This is a genomic window from Dyadobacter fanqingshengii (assembly GCF_023822005.2).
Taxonomy (GTDB): domain Bacteria; phylum Bacteroidota; class Bacteroidia; order Cytophagales; family Spirosomataceae; genus Dyadobacter; species Dyadobacter fanqingshengii.
In genome coordinates this window covers 1,083,718-1,103,601 of sequence record NZ_CP098806.1, presented here as the reverse complement: position 1 = coordinate 1,103,601, position 19,884 = coordinate 1,083,718, and the positions used below count along the sequence as shown (strand labels likewise).

The 19,884-nt window shown below is 46.1% G+C and carries 16 protein-coding genes; 7 read left to right on the top strand and 9 right to left on the bottom strand.

Features of this window, described 5'->3' with window-relative positions; all coding sequences use genetic code 11:
• Positions 1-20 precede the first annotated feature (20 nt).
• Both NFI81_RS04345 and NFI81_RS04340 read right to left on the bottom strand, forming a co-directional pair.
• Positions 21-605, bottom strand: coding sequence for a hypothetical protein (locus tag NFI81_RS04345; protein ID WP_234613864.1), 585 nt, complete (start codon positions 603-605; stop codon positions 21-23).
• A 420-nt stretch (positions 606-1,025) separates the two neighbouring features.
• Positions 1,026-2,522 carry an alpha-amylase gene (locus NFI81_RS04340; protein WP_234613865.1) on the bottom strand — a complete coding sequence of 499 codons (1,497 nt, stop codon included), beginning with the start codon at positions 2,520-2,522 and terminating at the stop codon, positions 1,026-1,028.
• A gap of 128 nt (positions 2,523-2,650) precedes the next feature.
• Here NFI81_RS04340 and NFI81_RS04335 point away from each other — a divergent pair, with 128 nt between their 5' ends.
• The 6 genes from NFI81_RS04335 (at position 2,651) to NFI81_RS04310 (ending at position 8,621) form a co-directional block, all read left to right on the top strand.
• Positions 2,651-3,223: a Crp/Fnr family transcriptional regulator gene (locus NFI81_RS04335; RefSeq protein WP_234613867.1), complete on the top strand. Its 573-nt coding sequence runs from the start codon at positions 2,651-2,653 to the stop codon at positions 3,221-3,223.
• 167 nt (positions 3,224-3,390) lie between these two features.
• Entirely contained in the window at positions 3,391-4,479 is a 1,089-nt protein-coding gene (locus NFI81_RS04330) for a helix-turn-helix domain-containing protein (RefSeq protein ID WP_234613869.1), read from the top strand.
• A 132-nt stretch (positions 4,480-4,611) separates the two neighbouring features.
• Entirely contained in the window at positions 4,612-5,748 is a 1,137-nt protein-coding gene (locus tag NFI81_RS04325; protein ID WP_234613871.1) for a DUF4932 domain-containing protein, read from the top strand.
• Between the two features lie 104 nt (positions 5,749-5,852).
• Entirely contained in the window at positions 5,853-6,803 is a 951-nt protein-coding gene (locus tag NFI81_RS04320; RefSeq protein ID WP_234613873.1) for a hypothetical protein, read from the top strand.
• 55 nt (positions 6,804-6,858) lie between these two features.
• Positions 6,859-7,245, top strand: a complete 387-nt coding sequence (locus NFI81_RS04315; protein WP_234613876.1) for a GreA/GreB family elongation factor — start codon at positions 6,859-6,861, stop codon at positions 7,243-7,245.
• A gap of 101 nt (positions 7,246-7,346) precedes the next feature.
• Positions 7,347-8,621: a sensor histidine kinase gene (locus NFI81_RS04310; RefSeq protein ID WP_234613877.1), complete on the top strand. Its 1,275-nt coding sequence runs from the start codon at positions 7,347-7,349 to the stop codon at positions 8,619-8,621.
• Between the two features lie 72 nt (positions 8,622-8,693).
• Here NFI81_RS04310 and NFI81_RS04305 read toward each other — a convergent pair whose 3' ends face one another.
• From NFI81_RS04305 to NFI81_RS04275, 7 genes are all read right to left on the bottom strand, one after another.
• Positions 8,694-9,608: an AEC family transporter gene (locus NFI81_RS04305; protein WP_234613878.1), complete on the bottom strand. Its 915-nt coding sequence runs from the start codon at positions 9,606-9,608 to the stop codon at positions 8,694-8,696.
• Positions 9,592-11,112: an FAD/NAD(P)-binding protein gene (locus tag NFI81_RS04300; RefSeq protein ID WP_234613880.1), complete on the bottom strand. Its 1,521-nt coding sequence runs from the start codon at positions 11,110-11,112 to the stop codon at positions 9,592-9,594. Before NFI81_RS04300 ends, NFI81_RS04305 begins: the two co-directional genes overlap by 17 nt.
• Before the next feature lie 118 nt (positions 11,113-11,230).
• Entirely contained in the window at positions 11,231-12,262 is a 1,032-nt protein-coding gene (locus NFI81_RS04295) for an alpha/beta hydrolase (RefSeq protein ID WP_234613881.1), read from the bottom strand.
• A 186-nt stretch (positions 12,263-12,448) separates the two neighbouring features.
• The gene (locus NFI81_RS04290; RefSeq protein ID WP_234613883.1) at positions 12,449-13,072 is read right to left on the bottom strand and encodes a DUF4468 domain-containing protein; all 624 of its coding nucleotides are present in this window, start codon (positions 13,070-13,072) and stop codon (positions 12,449-12,451) included.
• 87 nt (positions 13,073-13,159) lie between these two features.
• Entirely contained in the window at positions 13,160-14,143 is a 984-nt protein-coding gene (locus NFI81_RS04285) for a glycoside hydrolase family 43 protein (RefSeq protein ID WP_234613885.1), read from the bottom strand.
• Between the two features lie 144 nt (positions 14,144-14,287).
• Positions 14,288-16,522, bottom strand: a complete 2,235-nt coding sequence (locus tag NFI81_RS04280) for an NAD(P)-binding protein (protein ID WP_234613888.1) — start codon at positions 16,520-16,522, stop codon at positions 14,288-14,290.
• A gap of 37 nt (positions 16,523-16,559) precedes the next feature.
• Positions 16,560-17,441 (bottom strand): hypothetical protein, encoded by an 882-nt coding sequence (locus NFI81_RS04275; RefSeq protein ID WP_234613889.1) that lies wholly within the window; start codon positions 17,439-17,441, stop codon positions 16,560-16,562.
• A gap of 326 nt (positions 17,442-17,767) precedes the next feature.
• On the opposite strand from NFI81_RS04275, the gene NFI81_RS04270 reads away from it, so the two are divergent.
• Positions 17,768-19,861 carry a sensor histidine kinase gene (locus NFI81_RS04270; RefSeq protein WP_234613891.1) on the top strand — a complete coding sequence of 698 codons (2,094 nt, stop codon included), beginning with the start codon at positions 17,768-17,770 and terminating at the stop codon, positions 19,859-19,861.
• Positions 19,862-19,884: the final 23 nt, after the last annotated feature.

Below are 19,884 nucleotides of genomic sequence, written 5' to 3'. Positions count from 1 at the left end.
AGGGTTGCTGATTTAAAACGTCAGATCAGCAATGCCCAATGATATATATTCACTTTCAAAGGATTGTCAGCTGCTACTTCTAATAAATAATATTTCCCTGTTGCAGTTTTGCAGGCAATTACTGTTTTAACCGGCATATAGTTGGTCCAGAAAGCTGAGCCTGCAGGTGCATTCGCAATTGGAACTTGATTAAATGGAAGGTTTTTTAAAGAAGCCTGGGTGATCGAAGATATATCTACTATTTTGAGATTGCTGAATGAAACCTTCAATGGTTTCAATGCGTAATAGCAGCCATATTCGTCCCATGCAATGTCTCCGGTTGTTTCAGATGTAATGGCAAAAGGCGATGTTAAATTGAATCCTTTTCCGGTTGGGACATCTAATGTTTTGGCTAATTTCCATGCATAACGTGAATTAATTGAACCCTGTCCCATCGTTCCCTGACCTGTATTCCCTGCGTATGATTCTTCTGTCAGTGTGTTTGCGGCAGCATTCTTTTGAATCAATTGGGAATTTCCGGAAGGAGCTGGATCATTGGAATTACTGCAATTAAATAGTGTGAATGTAAGTCCTAACAGTGCGATACTTTTGATAATATTTTTCATGATCTGTTGTGTAATACTTCTTAAAATAGGTTTTAATTAAATTTTGATTTTAACGAGATTTTAGCTGGATTTTTTAACCAGTTTTTATAGTGATTTTTTTCTTTTCAAATGTTCCTATTTAAAATGTGAGAGATATAGTTTCTGCTAACGCGGTGCAAAACAACCATGAAAATTCGAGAAGCTTTATATCTGGAAGCTTTATGTTTATTTAGCGGTATTCGTTTTGATTTAGCGGTTTTTGATCTATAAAATGAAAGGTCAAAAACGCAAAAAAGCAACCTGATCAGGTTGCTTTTGGGAGATGCTTAAACTTGATTACTATAAAACTTAATTATCTACATTTAAAAATAATTTTAAGATAGTAATGCATTATAATTAGTTTTAGAAATAGTATTATTCCGGAATTCATTTCGCCGTTCTTCAATCTTTGGCAGTCTCAATTCCCCAGACACTCACTGAACGCCCGTTCACTTTAAATTCTCCATGACCATCGTCACCGATTGTGACAGGTTCTGTGACGAAGTTCAGGTAATCGACAAACGTTTTGCCGGCATGCTGCTTCCCTACAAACATTGTTTTGGAAACATTTTCATGATTGGAGATTATAACCGCGCAGCCGGAATTTTCATGAGAATCATCTCCTTCGCGCGTCCAGCCAATGCAATTGATGTCGTCGAAATATTCATGCTGCGTGCCGTATGCAAGCTTTTTTCTTACGTATAACAGCGTTTCAAGCACATCCAATTTTTCAAGGGTGATTTCATGTTCCTGGCCGTCGTTGCCTTTATCCTTGTAATTTGAACCGTATAAATCGGTGTAAAAAACGCATGGATAACCGGCCTCCCGGAGCAAAATGATCGCATAGGCCATTGGCCTGAACCAGCCTTCGACGGTCTGTTCCAGCGATTGCAGGGGTTGTGTGTCGTGATTTTCGACCAGTGTTACTGCCAGCTCCGGCATTGCCTGAACCAACGTTTCGTCCAATATCGTTCGGAGATCGTAATGTTCATTTTCCTTTGAAGCTCTGAAAAAATTGGCTTGTAACGGTGCGTCGAAAAGCGAAACGCGCTTGCCGGTTGCTTCAATGTAAGCGAGCATGGAACCCAGATCGTACGGTGCCCAGTATTCGCCCACTGTGTAAAACTCTTTCTGATATTTCCCGCGCAGATGGTCCAGCCATTCATTGAAGAATGTCGGGTCCATATGTTTGATCGCGTCCAGCCTGAATCCGTCACAATTCACAGTTTCGACAAACCATTCGCCCCAGTTTTTCAACTCTTGCCGTACATGCGGATTGCGGAATTCAATATCTGAGAGCATCAGGTAATCATAATTGCCGTTTTCCAGGTCCATTACATCCTGCCAGCCGCCGCCATATTGGTTTTGAATGCTGTAAATGGCGCTCTGCTCAGTTGATGCATTAAAATCCACCCCTGAAAAACATTGGTAATCCCATACAAATTGTGAATACCGCCCTGCCCTGCCTGGAAATGTAAATTTCGTATAAGCCTCAATTTCGAAAGTATCGCTCACGAATTCGTTGCGGTTTTCCGGCGTCACTTCCTTTACGGGCACCATTTCTTTCTCATCGGCACCGCCCATGTGGTTTAAAACAATGTCGCAATACACCTGCAAACCTGCTTCCTTGCCAGCAGCAATGGCGTCAATCAGTTCCTCTTTGGTTCCGTACTTTGTTCTTACTGAACCTTTTTGATCAAATTCGCCCAGGTCATACAAATCGTACGAATCGTAACCTGAGGATTCCGCTCCTTCCATTCCTTTGTGCGCTGGCGGCAGCCACGCTGAGTCAATGCCTATATTTTTCAGTCGCGGGGCTTCTTTTTTAAAAAGGTTCCACAGTGTTCCATCTGCGGGACAGTACCATTCAAAAAATTGAAGCATTGTAAAATTGTCCATAAAATGTCTTTGTAGTGCTGCGGGATTAAATGCAGCTGGATTATCAGCTTAAATAACCATACCGGCTCATCTGTATTAAAACAACATTTGCTAATTTCGCCCGCATTGATCCAAATCAAAGCCAGGCAATGAGGCATCCGCTTATCCAACATATCAGCATGCAGGTTGAAGTGGCTGCCGAAGATGAAGCATTGCTATTGTCATTTTTCCAATCGGTCCGCGTGAAGAAAAAGCAAAATCTTGTGGAGGCAGGCCACCCCTGTTCTTCTCTTTTCTTTGTTGTGGAAGGCTGCATCCGCATGTTTCATTTGAGTGAAAAGGGAATTGAGCAAACCATTCAGTTTGCCCTGGAAAACTGGTGGCTCACCGACTTTTCAGCATTCACATTACAGAACAACACGGATTTCACGATTCAAGCCGTGGAGCATTCGCAGTTGATGGTCATTGATGTGGCGGCCCAGGAAAAGCTTTTGCAACGATTCCCCAAACTGGAAAGATATTTCCGGTTCATATACCAGCGCGGTTATGGCGCCGCCCAGGTGCGGATGAAATTCCACCACGACATGTCACGGGAAAAGCTCTATCAGCATTTTGTCGACAACTACCCGCGATTTGTTCAGCGCGTGCCGCAGTATATGCTGGCGTCCTACCTGGGCTTCACGCCCGAATATCTGAGTGAGCTGCGCAAAAAGCGTTCTTAAATTGAAATTTTCAAATTTATTGTTTGATGCATTTATCACTTCGCCATTCGGCTGCAAGAACGGTTATGAGACTGGTTGGTCCCTTGATCGATCAGCCGTATTTTTATTTATTGTTTCTGTAACTTCACAACAACATTTCCTCACGGCGCTATCATTGAAATTAAAGCATGGAAAACTGGAAAGCGGTCCTATATATGCTGGCCTTCGGGCAAGGCATGCTCCTCAGCATATCGCTGATCGTCAGAGGAATAAAGAAAGAACGCGCCAGTATTTTTCTGGGTATTATCTTGTTTGTGCTGGCTCTTGAAATCCTGAATGCGTGGGGAATCCAGGTTCGCTATCATAAGGCATCCTACGCCATTCCGTTCTGGAATTTTCAGAGCTATTTATTGCTTCCGCTCTCATTATGGTTCTTTGCGAAGCTTACAACTGAGCGGGATTATGTTTTCAAAAAGCGCTACGCGCTGCTTTTTGCCCCTATTTTGCTCGAACTGACGATCAGATCATTATGGCGCACTTACGCTCGTTCTACTAACCGGTCATTGCCATCCCTACTCGACATTCCGGTCTGGTTTTTCTTTACCGAAATCCTCCCGATCATAGGCATGTGCATCGTTTTAAGCGTTTATGGCCGGAAATTATTCGCGTTTCAATCTGCGTGGAAAGGCCTTGGGTTTGCTTTAAAGTCAGGGGATTATTTCAGGCTTTATGGATTTTTTACTTTTCTGCTGATCCTGACACTGTTATGGATTGCGGGAGTGGTTTTCAAATGGCCCGTTTTCGCTGGTGTTGAAGCGCTTTTGACGATCTGTTTGTTTGGCTTGGGTTACATCGGTTATTTAAGCCCGACTTTTTTCAATTTACCAACTTTGCCCAAACCAAAAGTCGCAGAAAAGCCCGACTTCCTGCATTACGACGACCTGGCTGAGCTAAAAAAGCTCCATGCCGCCTTCCATCAGGATAGTCTGCACATCCAATCTAAGCTAACATTGGAAGAACTGGCTTCCCAATTACATTTGCCTCCGCGATATGTTTCCTATCTCATCAATACGCATTGCGCTTCCAATTTCAATAATTTCGTGAATGGCTTTCGCGTAGAGGAAGTGATCCGCAAACTTGGCGATCCCAAAGAACAGCACAAGACCGTACTTGCTCTTGCATTTGAGGCAGGTTTCAATTCCAAATCAACATTCAACCAGGTATTCAGGCAGCATACTGGTAAGTCCCCATCACAATATCTGCTGGTGCAGAAGTAAAAACTCGCATTCTGAGCAAAGAAAGAATGTCCAGGATCATGATTCCGGACGTCCGAAAATGTGTTTCGAGGCGCAAAGGAGCACGCCATCCGCTTGTTTTGCCCGAAATCCAACCAATTCGACATTTGAATCATGTACAAGCAACTCTTACTCCTGACCACTTTATTCTGGTCTTTTCATGCTTTCTCTCAGACGAACCCGAGGCAAGGTGACCGCGGTTTTGAAATACAGATTAATACAAATGCCGAGTTGCTCGGATTTGTATATTTCCTTGGATACGAGGGCGCGCAGTCTGAAACGGAAGGTTATTCCAGCAGAACCAAAGCCCGTTATGCCTACGGCCTGGACGTCTATCAGCAATATAAATCCTTCGCCAACAGCAAACATCTGGCGGTTGCAATCGGTTTTGCACAAAACATTTGGCTAGACTATTTTCTGAACCTGCTGGTGCAGCTGGATGATTTTCCCAATGCGAAACTGAAAGATGACATTGCACCCACTTATTATTTGAGATTTTCACCAAAACGTGATTCTTCCGAAGCCAGAAAAAATGCCTCTGCTTTTATTGCTGCCATGAACGGACTATATAAGGAGGTGGATTTTGGATCGTATTTGCACCAAAACGCAGGCAAATACGAAAATGCAAAAAGTCAGGTCACAGCCGGGCTCCCGGATAATCGCTTTGTGCCTGCGATGGAGAGCTTTTATCAGGGACATCTTGACAGTTACATTCTGGTGCCGAGCCTGATGATCCCGCCGGGAATGGGCTTTGGCGTAAAATACAATTCAGGTGAAAAAACGCGTGCTTTTCATATTTTCGGATCCTTTGCTCCACCCAAATACGCAGCCGGTTCACCACCTGATATGGGTTTTGATAACAAAAAACATTTGCTCGAACTCAGCACGCACGAGTTCGGGCATTCCTTCGTCAATTCAGCCATCGACCAGCTTCCGGGCGAATTGATAACAGCGACGCAAAGTCTGTACGAACCCATTTCCCAGGCCATGTCCGACCAGGCATATACGACCTGGAAATCGTGCTTGTACGAACATTTTGTCCGGGCCGGCGAGATTTTGATTGCGCAAAATCTGGGCAATTCAGCCGATGCGGATGCTTTGAAAGAACATTACATTAACGCGCGCAAATTCGTTTATTTACCCGAATTGTTAAAAGATCTGGAGGCCTATAATGCAAGCAGGAAAGGCTCCTATATGCAAGCGGTTAAAAGCGCAATGAAGCGGTTGGAACAGAAAGCGGCCACGCGTTAAATTATTAATTCCAAAAAAAACAAGGTTAACGCAATTAAACTGCTCGGATTTTGTTTTGATTTAATATGGCTGTAAATTTACAGCTGTAAAAATAAAAATGAGCGATGACTTATATTAGTGCGCAACCGGTTTTAACAAACGACTGGGATGACATCTGTTATCCTGTTAATCCTGTTTGGCTGACCGATCTTTTGCCGGATTACGACATTATTGCAACGGATCGCCAGCAACTTATCGTGGGCGAGCCCTTGCGGGGCAGAAAGACGATTTTCGGGATTCAAAGTGCGGATTATGCCATTATTCCAAATGTCTGGATCCGTGAAGTGATCGACAAGGTGTTTGGGGAAAATTATACGGTGCAGATAAAACACACGAGCACAGGCGAATTTAGCATCAGCATTATCCTTTCGGATGGGTTTTCTATCGGAAGTGAAAGTTTGCAGCGCAGCATGATCCTGACCAACAGTTACAATGGCAAAACGCCGCTAACCATTCAGGGACAGACGTTTACAACCATGGCGAGCGAAGGCAATAAGCCAGGGACAAGCATGTACCGGGCCATTTGCCAGAATGGCCTCATGGGCTGGGCCGATTCCTTTGGAAAACTTCCAGACTATCAACATTGGCTGGAAGATAAACCTAAAACAAAGGACAAAAAGCAACCTGTTAAGGGTACACAGGAATTGCGTAAAATCCACCACAGCCGCCTGACACCGGAGCTTTTCCAGTCGCAGCTATATGAAATGCTTGTTGGGCAAAAAAAGGCACGTCCCACGCTGACGGCAACTATTTACGAACATTTGCAGCAGCGCACCATGACGAAGGCGGATGAGGGAATGCTCAGAAAATTGCCGATTCCCGTTCAATTGGCTAAGCAGGCGCAGGAAAGGCTCCGGTTGGAAGAACGGATTTTAGGGGCCAGCCCCTCCTACTGGCTCATGTACAATGCGGTAAACCATGCGCTTTTTAATGCACGGAGCAGCCTTACTTTAAATGACCGCTACAAGTTGGACGAACGGGTTTTTCACCAACTGGCTGCCAGCTCTTTCGCATAAGGGCCGGTTCGCGATGCTATAAGGCAATGCGATTTTAACTTTTAATTTAATGATCATGAATACACAAAGAAATCACGTGATACTGGGTGAAGACGATTTTCGCATGTTAAAGCAATTTGCCGAAAATTTCAGCAGCACCAACGCAAACGAAATGTCACTTTCCTACGAACTGAACCGCGCGATAGTGGTGGAAAACGACGAATTACCGCCCGACAGCATTCGTTTAAATTCCGAGGTGAAAGTCAGGGAGTTGACAACTAATAAAGAAATGGAGTTTTCTATTGTTATGCCTGCTCTTGCAGATATCAAGCAGAAGAAAATCTCCGTCCTGACACCCATGGGCGCAGCGCTGATAGGGCTTTGCAAGGGCGAAACGGTGGAATGGAAAATGCCTGCCGGCATGAAGAAATTCCAGGTTCTGGACGTAAGGCAAACCGGATGAACAAGCCGCGCAACCCGTTTGTGGTTGCAACGCGCTATCCGGACCGGTATGGTATTTGCAGAAAGGTTTGAAAGCCTTTTTTTGACACATAACTACCGAATATGGCGAAACGTAAAGCTGAAAAACTTACCCAGGCCGGAGAAATGGCCGCTTTTCTACGCACACGCAGGGAAGTGCTGCTTAACAAATGGCGTGAGAGATGCGATGCAGATCCCACGCTTAGCAGTAAAAGCAGTTTTTCAAGAGAAGAATTCAACGATCAGGTCCCGTTATTGCTGGACATTTTAGACCAGCGCCTGACGTTAACAAAACCATCCTACGACCCGGTCGTGATTTCCAGCCAGCACGGGCTGCACCGCTGGCAAAGTGGTTATTCGTTGAGCGATCTGGTGATCGAGCTGGAACACCTTTTCGCGATCCTGATTGCTGAGGTGGCCATTTTTGATCCGGATTATACGAAACTGAATACGGAAAACGCTTCACATATCTATCGCGAGCTCAACCGGATGTACTCAGAAGCCAGCCGTGGGAGTGTTATTTCCTACAACGAGCTCCGGCAAACAGCGGCAGCGGAACAGGCTGCCAGCCTGCAAACTGCGCTGGAACAGCTGCATCAGATGGGCAAAAAAAGAAATGAACATCTGAGGCACAGTTCGCACGACCTGCGGTCTAGTTTCAGTGTCATGTTAATGGCTTCTCAACTTTCGCAGACACCTTCTTCCGAGGAGGAACGATCCGAACTGATGACCATTATCAACCGCAATCTGACCTCAGTGCGCGATATGCTCCTGCAACTGACTGACTACGCACGTATGGAAGCAGGTCAGGAAACGTTGGATATCAAGCGCTTTGATGTCAGTGCGTTGATCAGGGAAACGATGGAAAATGCGCGACCCGTCGCCGAAATGCGGAAACTGACGCTAACTGCCGATGGTCCGCAAAAGCTGGAAATAGCGAGTGACAGAGTCCAGATACAGCGCATATTGCAGAACCTGCTTTATAATGCATTGAAATACACCGAAAAGGGTGGCATATACATTAGCTGGGCAAATGAGAACGAAGCACGATGGGTTTTGAGCATACAAGATACGGGCCCTGGCTTCCAGGAAAACACTCCTGCTGCACTGTTTGCAGAACAGCTCAAACCCGCTTCCCACACGACAGCCATTCACAGCCAGTTGCAGACAGAAACGCCACCACCATCTTCTCCTGACAAGAATGACCACTTGAAAGAAAGCGAAGGACTCGGGCTTTTCATTGTTAAAAAAATATGCGAACTCATGAAAGCAACCATGGATATTGAAAGCAAGCCAGCAACCGGAACGCTCGTCAGAATCCGTTTTCAGTCAAAACAGGAGCCTAATGCACAAGCATAACATGGCAGTAAGATTATTGTAAATTCGCGTTTCGTTTATGCGTTCTCATTGAAAACTCTCCTTCATTTCCTGCTATTGCAGGAAAAATGTTGCTATCGAAACGAGTACAACCGAAAGCAACATGGATAAAAAGACCAGGATCGAAGACTGCTCTTCATCCGCTTTGAGGAAGGCCGCAAATACGGTAACATTTGCAGCAATCGGGAAAAGCGGAACCAGGGCCAGCATTTTATAATCTTCCGCTTCCAAATCCTTCGCGATAAAAGAAGCTGCAAATGCAACAACGGAAAGTATAACCACGGCTGCGAGCGTGCGGAAGCCAAGTAATTTGGAAAAATACGGAATCTTAATATGCTTAAAATCGACATCGGCCAATTGAAAACCGACAATCATCATTCCGGCTGCTGATACGGCAAAGCTGACAACATTGAGGACAGGTTTGACAAATTCCGGGGTTTCCAACCCGGCAATTTTACAGATGATTCCTGCCATGAAAACATAGAGAAAAGGAATGCTCAGCATTTCCTTTAATGCTTTTCCGGTCGGATATTTGGTCTTAGCAATTTGAAAATAACCAATTGTATCACCATACAGCGCGGAGCCCAGATAAATGCAGATCAAGACATTCACTTTGTCTTCGCCAAAAAGCGCAGTAACCGTTGGGATGCCGAAAAAAGCCACGTTAAAAAATGAAAAGGAGCTGCGTAGTAGCAAAGGGTCAGTTTCAGAAGCCAGTTTATTCTGTATCATTTTGGCCGCAAAATTCATCCCTAATGCGAGCAGAAACGTCAAAATGGGCAATACGACCAGCTTGGAAGCCTCCGCGTCGAGCATGTTGGTGAAAACAAGCAAAGGCAAGAGCACATTGATCAATGGCTTGCTGATGTAACCGGAGTTGAAATTGAATTTCCTGGCGATTAAATAGCCGGCGGGTATGAATGCCATGACGGGCAGCAGCTCCCCGTAAAGTTTAAGAAGGGTTTCCAATGATCTGGCTGATAAGGTGACGAGATAAATTGCCGATCATTTTAACATTAAACCAAACCGCATTCACGTCCAGCAGCAGACCATTTGTAATGTGCCCGACTGCGTAGAAATTGGGATAAGCCTTTTTGCCGGTGATCACCTGCATTGTCTCGGTATTGATCTTGATCCCACCTGCATCTTCCGGTTCGATCAAGTTTGCCTTAGCCAGGTTCTGCATCAGCTCCGACTTCATCATTTTGACCGCCGAAGCCGGGCCCGTGGCGTTAATGACGTATTTTTCGACCGATTCCTGCCCTTCCTCACAGGTTAGCACAAATCCTTTCCTGGTCTCGTCGAAAACCACCTTCTTCAAACCCGGGACAATGCGTAGTTGTTGGGTCTCAAAAAGCTGATTAACCCTTTCCGCATTCACGAGCGGCATACAATGACGGCTTACGGCCCAGTGTGCGCCCAGCCATTTCTTGAATTTCAGCTTTTCCGATTCGTCCAGCCATTTCCACATTTCCGAACTCTCATACCGAAGCGAATAAGGAATGTTGGTGAGTGCATCACCGCCGTTTTTTGCGATTTCAATGTCTTCTTTAAGAAGCTGATCCGCCGGCTTTCCGATTCTTGTCGTTGCCTTCCAATCGATTTTTTTACCAGCAAAGGCCTCAGCTTCCTGCATAAAAAGCCGGAATATTTCTTTTATTGTTGGATTTCGCAGCTCATTCCGCTGGATTTCGTGCAGCTTTTTCAGCGTCAGGAACTGGCATTTGATCATTTGCTGCTCTTCGGGCTGCACGCGGGGCATCAGTCCGTCGGGAGAATAGCAGGTGATTTTTCCTTTGTAACCATTATCGGCCAAAGTCATTAAAGCATCAACTGCGCTCAGGCTGGAACCCAAAATGGCGACATCTGCATTTTTAGGAATGTTGTCCAGAATGGGCGTCGATGGCCAGGGAGAGCCGAAATAGTTTTTCTTTTTATCCAGATGCGGATAATTATTGGCAACCGGCGTCCCTGGCGCCAGCAGCATAAAGTCGCATGAATGCTTCCTGCTTCCCGACAAATGCACATTGAACCCGGATTTCAGCTTGGTTACTTTGATGGCGCTTGCGCGGATGACCTCCACAGCCATGCCTTCTTTTTTCGCCAGCTCAAAATAATGTTCAAACTGCTCTTTCAGATAATCCCCGTACAGTCGCCGGGTCGTAAATGCTTTATTTTCACCTTGATTATCAACAACTTCATGACCAATGCGTGCATCATGCTCAATGAGCCAGTCGCTGAAATGCTGGGGTTCTGTAAAATGGATTCCCATTAAATCGGCCTGGGTGTTGAGAATATGACCCGGTTGCTTGGTCCCGAAAGCAAGTCCTTTCCCGATTTCCGGGTTCTCCTCAATGATGGTAATGCTGACTTTTTGGTGACTTTTTGCGATGCGCAATTGAAGAAAAAGCTCTATAAATGCTGATATGCCACAGGCTCCGCCGCCGATAATCGTAATATTTGTCAAACTCATTTTTGATGTTCCTGTTTCCAATCCGCGCGCCTAACTAGCAGGATTAGTCAGCGAACTTAAAAGAATCATGCTAATCAGCCATCGGAATGACTTGGAAACGCTGCTGCGATTTCTTTGCTCATTTGGCGGGAAAGATACGACTCATGAAATCGTCAATTGATTTCAGCGTTGGGTTAAACCAGGGATCAAAAAACATGAATGTATGCGGCGCGTCGGAAAATGTTTTCACCTCACTGTAAATGTTAAAGCCATTCAGCTTTTTGATAAAATCTTCCCTGCCCGCATGCATGCGGCTTACCGAGCTGTTAATGAACAAATAAGGCGGCGACTTACTGCTCACATGCGTAATAGGAGAACCATCGTTCCAAAGCTCAGCCCGTTCGCTTTTAGGATAACCAAACCAATATGTCGCGGCGGAAATTGATTTTGATTCATCACCCTCGCCAGATTCCGGATGTATGAATGCGAGAATGCCGTCAATGTCAATCACGGCCTGCACGGCGCTGGAATATGCCATATGCTCTCCCGAACCCTCAAATTTTTTGTTCCCATTAGTCGCGCCAATGAACGCAGCCAGCTCCCCTCCTGCCGAAAAACCAAGAACGGCAATCCGGGATGTGTCGATGTTATACTCTCCCGCATGTGCCCTGATCCAGCGAATGGCGGCTTTTAGGTCATAAACTGCCGCTGGAAATAAATCTTCCGTTGATAAACTATAATCTGCGGTGATTGTAATGAAGCCTTTTTCTGCGAGTCGTTGTGCCAGTGTGGTGTTGTGTGTGCGGTCACCCGAGCGCCAGCCACCACCATGGACCATCAGGATTGCAGGCACCGGTTTCGGTAGTCTCTGTTTTCGTTGATAAATGTCCAGTAACAAATTTCGGCCCGACCGGTTTTGCCGATACGGAATATTACGGCTTGCATTCACAGAGGCGGGCATGGTGGGATCTGCCATGCGAATGTCCGGGTGATGCCTGATTTCACTGCGATACGAACCCATCACCGAAAAGCTGGTGTCTGCCGCGCCGGATGGTTTAATTTGTCCGACTGCGGGTTTACCAGCGGCAAGCATAACAGCGACAGCAAAAACCGTGTTAAGCAAGACCTTTATTCGCATGATAGTGTCCATGTTGTAATTAAATCTAAGCATACGAGACAATTAAGAATCGAACTTTTCCTCAACCCGCCGGAACACTCCTCTCACTTTCCACCGTCGCGCTGTCTCTTTGAACCGGCCGCACAACCATCATGCAAGGCATCGCACTCCTGGTTCTCTTCACAGTGTATCTGTTCACGATTGTGCCTTGACGGGGTTTAATTGATATCAATAACACAATCAATACGCTGCCAGTGAGCTTGTGCCTGAGACTGCTTCGAGGAGGCCGGTTTGGATCATATTGAATTGTGCGCTCATCTTGTAGTGGGATTTGTCGTAATCCGATAGGAGCGATTTAAGAACGCTACGGTTTTTATAGAGCTTGGCGAGTGCCTTTTTGTTTTTGGTGATGGAAATTTGACGGCTGATGTCATCAATGTCCTGCCCATACATCCCCATGTTTGAAAAATCCATATCTGCGGATGCGTATGCAGCAGATCCAAGGCTTAGCGTCTTAACATTGTTGATCGTGCAGGTGTAATGCCCATCTTTTACATCAATAGTAACGCGGTAACTGAAAGATTTGAACCGATTGGAATTAATGGGTTCGCGGTCCTGGATAATGATCCTGCCGGAACTCATATCTTCGGCCCGCACAACTTCCCGATAATTGGGATAAGTCTTGGATATCCACGCTTTTATAGCACTGAAAGCCTTGTCTCTGGACTGGTCAGTTTTTACAACTTGCGTTTGCGTGATTTCTCCTGTGAACCTGTTATAAGGCAAGCCGGGCTTTTGTGCAAAGCCGGGTGTAATCAAATGCAGCGAAAAAATTAAAGTCGTTGAGAATAAAAAGCGTTTCATTACCTGGTAACGGAGGATTAATCATCAGTAATGTTAAGAATTATAGAAAATCTTTCAAAATTAAAGCATAAAATAGTTCTACAAAAATCAATTAAATGCCTTCCCAACCACAATTTTATCCCCTGAATCATCCACTTCAAATAAATGAGGAATTCGCACAGTGCGGTTATTAATGCTTTTATGACTGTGAATGGACATGAGCAGCTTACCGTCAAATGTGCGGAAAAGCATTCCGTGGCCAAAATTTGAACCGTTAACTGGCTCCTTCTCCTGTATCCATGGACCATCCAAAGTGCCGCTTTGGGAATAAGCAACACCCTGGGTATATACGTCATAGATCCAGCTAGTCCAGAGCATGCCCAGCTTCCCGGTTTGCGTGCGGAATAGCCACGGGCCGTCTGTAACTTTATTCGGGCGGTCCTTACCGTCCTTTTCTTTCTCACGGCTCCACGGAGAATCGCTGGCCAGGAACAGGATCTTTCCGCCTCCGATGGTGCCGCTGAGATCGGGTTTCAGCTCTATTTTTTCCACCGTTCCGTTGTCATTCTGCAACCATTCATGGCAATAAATCATGTACGATTTACCATCCGTATCCGTCCATAATGTGGCATCCAATGTCAATTTATCTGCGGGCAGATAAACGGAGTCCTTCATCGGCACGTAAGGTCCGTCGGGTTTGTCGCTGACCAGCACGTGGCTGGCCCGGCGTTCAAGGTTGTCTCCTACCCGAATGGCTTTGTTGGTAAATGTGGCGAAATAGTAATATTTGCCTTTATAATAATGGATTTCCGCCGCCCATATCATCGGGTTCGACCCCATCCATGATTGAGGGTCTGTTTGTGCGATTTTATATGGACCTGTCCATTTCCGAAGGTCTTTGCTTTTCCATAACCTCCCTCCTGTTCCGGTCATGTAGTACGTGGAGGTGATTTTGTCTGCCAAAATAAAAGGGTCGCTCAGGCGTATCGAGTCAATGGGGATATCAACGCGAAGTGCTGGTTCGCTGTTTTGCGCGTGAACAAGCATTAAATTGAATACAGCCAGCGTTAGTACGAACAGTATTTTCTTCATTATTTTTTGAGACAACTTTGAGTGATAAGCTGCAAGAAGGCGCAAGTTACTGATGGACGCTAGCAACCAAAAACGAAATGACCGACTATTGCCGGTCATTTATGATAAGAAATAATCAAATGTTACAAACGCTGCCTCCAAAAATCAAGACTTGATTTCCGACCAGATTTCCTTGTGTCCGCCCAGATGCATTCGTGACCGAAGCGCCTGCGCTGCCTGCTGCCCGGACTGAATGGTGCCGTCAATGTAGCCCACATTGCCCCCGAAATCGATCCAGTCGCCGCACAGGAACAGGTTTTCAAATCCACTCGCATCCGCTTTTAATCTGTGAATGGCGCTGTTGGGCACGGAAAGCGTATAATGGTCGGTCGGACGCACATTGGCCCTGAAAAACTGACTGGAAAATCGAGCATAACCATCTTTGGAATCCTTGACATCGGCCAATAACTGAAAATTGAGCCCCTGGGGATACAAATAGGTCCCGGCTTTTGGCCAAAACCACGCGCTGTTGTCCTGCAACCATTGTTCAAATGCATTTTTCAGCCGCTCATTTTCAATGGCCTGATAGGCTGTATCCGGCCCTTCCGGCAATGGCTTGCGCAGCAGATATGGGCCTGTGTAGTAAGCAAGAAACCTGGGTTGCTGGTTTTTTGGCCAGTTTTCACTTGGTAGCGCGATAGTGCTGTCCAGCCATGAATACATCGGATTTTGGTAAACCACAACATTCGGCGCGCTCAATCCCGGAGCCAGTCCCCATTCAGAAAGTTCAAAGCCAAGTTCTTGCAAAGTGGGCAGGAACCACAGCTGTGCTGACTGCGTGGGCGTGGTGACAATGTTCGCGGCCATGGATTTCCAGCGCGGTTCTTTTTCAATAATCTCGCTGCAAATCCTTTTCAGCGTGCCGATCGGAATGCCCAGGACCACTTCATCGAAATCAATGCCTTTTTTCAATTGTCCTTTCCGGTAGTCCGTCCAATCCGTCCAGGGATCTTCCAGATTCACTTTTTCTGCTTGCAAACGCGTGGCATTTTCGGCATCGAGCTGGTCGTACAGCGGCGCGCCGGGCCACACGCGGAGTTCACCGTTGATCTTTTTGACGGGATCATATTCCGGCACTTGCAATTTTACCTGCTCAGCGTAAGATATCGTTTCAATAATCTTATTAGCATCATAATGCACCTGCTCGATTTTGTGAAAAAATTTAAATTTCACACCCCTGCTTTTCAAAACCTCGTAAATAGGCATGACCATCACATCGCCTGTGCCGTAGACCATTTGATATACAAATGAACCTTTGTAACCTGACGATTTCGCAAAAAATTGAAGCGCTGTTCCCGCAGCCACCGCTCCCCCGTTTTCGTTAACCAGATTGGCAAATGTTCCGGTGTAAAAGAAGCGTACGATCACTGAATCCACCAACCATTGCGGCGCTCCCTGCATCGCCAGCCATTCGCGGTAATCATATTTATCAATTTTATCAAAATCAAAAATCTCCGTTTTTCGATCGTAAACGTCTTTGAGGATACCCTTAATGTTGTAATAAGCAAAGCAAACCGCTATGGCCTGATGCCTTTTCTCTTGCTGGTCTTCACGATAAGGCAAGCCCTGGCGCTCTATGTGCCTGATCTCCCTTTCCAATAAATTTAAAATGAAGCTATGATGCTTGTGATTATCGCCGGATTCCTGGGCCAGCAATTTGATGGCTTCATTGATGTGCGACATTTCCCGTTTGATAAGGCGTCCAACGAATCCGTTTTCGGAGAAAAGTGGTTTGAGAAGCCAGTGTAAAAATCCCTTTTTTTCCTGCCGTTTTTGTTCGACGCCATCCACGAATTTTGGAAAAAAATGATTGAGTACCCACCTGCTGAACCAGCTGCCGGTGCTGGAATAAGGGCTTCCCAGCAACATTTCGGCCATTACCGACAATCCCTTTCGCACCAGCGCCCACATAGGCAAAGGCTCGCCTGCACCGGGTTGTTCCTCCGTTTCGGGCAATACCAGCGGCCAGTTTGTCCACTTGCCCAGTTCCGGGACAAATTCGGTCAGTAATGTTGAATTATTGGCAACAAGTCCGTCTTTGAAAAGATCCTGCAATGGGCTGCCCGGTGCAAGGTTGTGCTGTTTCCGTTCGGCATATACGTCACGAAGCAGGCGGAATGTGGTGTCGTACCAACCTTGCAAAATATGAATCCCATGCTCTTCTATCCGGTCGCATTCCCCGCGCCCGGTGGCTGTTTTTCCACCAAGCCGCCAGCCTGTCTGATACAGCGTGATTTCATAATGATCCTGCCAGCCTTCATAGTCGGTCAGCTCGTGCGCCGCGGAAAGCGAAGCCATGCCGCCGCCCAAAATTGCAATCTTCTTTTTCTTTGTTTCCATAGGGTTTCGTGTCAGGAATTTTAGTTAGCATTTGTGTTCAGAATATTTTGAAAAACAGCTTCCTAAGCCACATGATCAGGACGATAATCCAGGCTTTCTGCGTATCCGGCAGCCTTTCTCCGTTGGGATAGGCGGGTTTGTGATTTACGATGAGGTTCATCAAAGCGGGTTGGTTGTTCCATGTTGAGGCTTCCTGATAAAGCTGTGTGAGCTCCGGCTCCACGAGCACGTCATCCAGGAATTCTACGCCCAGTTCGGAAAGGCGGTGCGACTTCCCAAGCACCTCCCTGATCTCCTCGCCCGTCATGGGATAATGTGCCGGATAATAGGCATCCAGGCTGGTCACGAACTGAACGGAACGGCCACGCGGATCACCCATGATCTTGCCGAGCTTTGGAAGCGGAAAGTCGCCTTCCACCAGCGATTGGGCAAACAACAACCTGTACAAGACCATATTGATAAAGATCTTTTCCGGCACAGTTTCTTTTTCCGCCAGGTCGGAGAATTTGAGATAGCCGTCGATAATGCTCGAATTATGCGCTTTATACCAGTTTACAGCATTGGGCTGCTGAATAAAGCGTAGCCAAAACTGCGATGGGACGGGAAGTTCGTAGATAGGCATACCCGTTTCATAGGCCTTAGCGCCCAGTTCTGATAAATATATAAACCAGAGATTGACATCGTTCCACCAGGGACTTCCCGGAGGTGCGCCGTCAACCGGGCGCAGGACTGCCCTTTTTTCCCAGGTCAGAAAGGCAATTTCCGAATCCCCGTAACCAAATGATCCTGAATCACCTTCCTGTCCATACTTTTTGTAAAACGCGCACCTCGACCTGATGCGCGCATCGGGATCATTCTTCAACGGCTTCAAGCTAACCCACAAACCCTCTTCGAATTCTTTTAAATCGCCAGCACTCATGTCAGAAAAGATGAATTTGAACGTCCTTATTTTCGGGGAATTGCAAAACGGGAACAGCCATTAAATCAGCCTGTGTAGAAGCTATATCTCTTTACATGTAGTAATAGCACATGTACTTTTACGTAGTGTGTCGCTCGCTTACTAGGCCAGGAATTAAACTTGATATTTAGTGGGGTTACAGCCCTTAATGGGCTGCTTATATGGTTGTCAATGTAGTCATTATTAGCGATTTATTGTAAATAGCTTCACCATTGACAGAAAAAATTTAATTAAATTTAGACAATTCAACCTTCCAGTAAACCTAACCAATCAGTCGCCACCCCACGATGAGATCAATTTTACTTTTTTCTCTCTTTTTGCTTACAACACCAGCGCTTTTTGCACAGTCTATTGTACCGCTTTCCGATACGGTTAACTGGTATCCGATCGGCCACCACACCGCCTACTTCCGCGACCCTGGCTCCCTTCGCGTTGAACAGATATTACAACCGGCTTTCCAGTCGCAATTCAAGCAATACGAGCAGGAAGTGCCCAATTTCGGCAGCACATCCGACGCGGTGTGGTTCAGGTTTACGGTCAGCAACAATACAGAAAAGAATTTTTACCTGCACATTGGCTCTGCGTTTATTGATAGCATTGCCCTTTATACCATTCATGACAATAAAGTGGCAGAAGTGCTGCTAACGGGTGACGACTACGTTTTTGAGCAGCGCGCTGTAAAGGTTAACACATTCCTTTTTCCATTGAAAGTCGCAAAAAACGCGCAACAGGAATATCTGCTGCGTGTGAAAACCATGCAGCCGTTCTTTTTTCCGCTGAGAGTGGGCACATTACAGGCGTTTATGGAGGACACCCACATTCTGGACTTGATCCAGGGCATTTATACGGGCGTCATGATGCTTATTTTCTTTTACAACCTCTTCCTCTATTTTTCCACCCGCGAAAAGATTTACTTGTATTACGTTGCTTACGTATTGAGTATAACGTGGTTTATGTCCAGCGTTTTCCAATACGTTTTTGAATTTATCTGGCCCGGTTTCCCACTCCTCAACCAATATGCTGTTGCAGTTTCGGGCCTCACCATTCTTACTGCAACATTATTCACACGCGAGTTCCTGCACACCAGCCAGCTTGCGCCGCGTGCGCACCGGTTTTCGATCGTTTTTATATGCTGGGGAATTCTGGCATTTGTGCTTGTTTTCACGCCATTTAAAATAACCGCATTGAGTTTGGCCCAGGCGGGAATTGTGCTGATGGCCATTTATTTCCTGATCGCCGGGGTGATCGTTTACAGAAGAGGTTATGAACCGGCCAAATTTTACCTCGTAGCATGGAGCTTTCTGATCGTGGGTTTTATAGCGGCCATTCTCGAAGCGCTGAATGTATTGCCGGTTATGTATTATATCAACTCCATGCAAATTGGCTCGGCCATTGAAGTAACGCTGCTTTCACTGGCACTGGCCGACCGCATTAATATGTATAAAAAGCAACGCGAAGAAGCGCACGCCAATACGCTCCGCATCGCGCACGAAAAATCGGAGTTGATCCTGGAACAAAATATGGTGCTCGAACAAAAGGTTGCAGAACGGACAGTTGCCCTTACCCAATCGCTTAACGATCTCAAAGTAACCCAGGCGCAATTGATCCAGAGCGAAAAAATGGCCAGCCTCGGAGAACTTACATCGGGCATTGCCCATGAAATCCAGAATCCGCTGAATTTTATTACCAACTTTTCCGAAGTCAACATTGAACTCCTGGACGAGATAGCAGCTGATCTGGACAACGAAACAACAGCCGGAATACAGGCCTGTATCACCGACATCCGCGACAACAGCGACCGCATTATCTTCCATGGCAAACGCGCAGATGCGATCGTGAAAGGCATGTTGCAGCATTCCCGCACCAGCACCAACGAGCGGGAATCAACGGACATTAATGCACTTTGTGATGAATATTTAAGGCTAAGCTATCACGGTTTGAGGGCCAAGGACAAAACTTTTGCGTCCGATTTCAAAACCTATTTTGACGAAAGCATAGGCAATATAAAGGTCATTCCGCAGGATATCGGACGGGTTTTGCTAAACCTGTATAACAACGCGTTTTTTGCCGTGAAACCGTCGCTTCAACCAGTTTCAGATGAATCTTATAAGCCGCTGGTGACGGTTACGACAAAACGGATCAAATCGCCTTCTGGTGAGTCGCTGATCGAAATTTCAGTGCGTGATAATGGCGTTGGCATCCCGCAGCACATTGTTGATAAGATCTTTCAGCCCTTTTTTACAACCAAACCTACCGGACAAGGCACCGGACTCGGGCTTAGTATTTCATATGATATCATTAAATTCCACGGCGGCCTGCTGAAAGTAGAAACCGAAGAAGGGAAGGGAACAACATTCATCATTCAACTACCTGAAAAGTAATGGCTTATTGCACACTTTCGGGT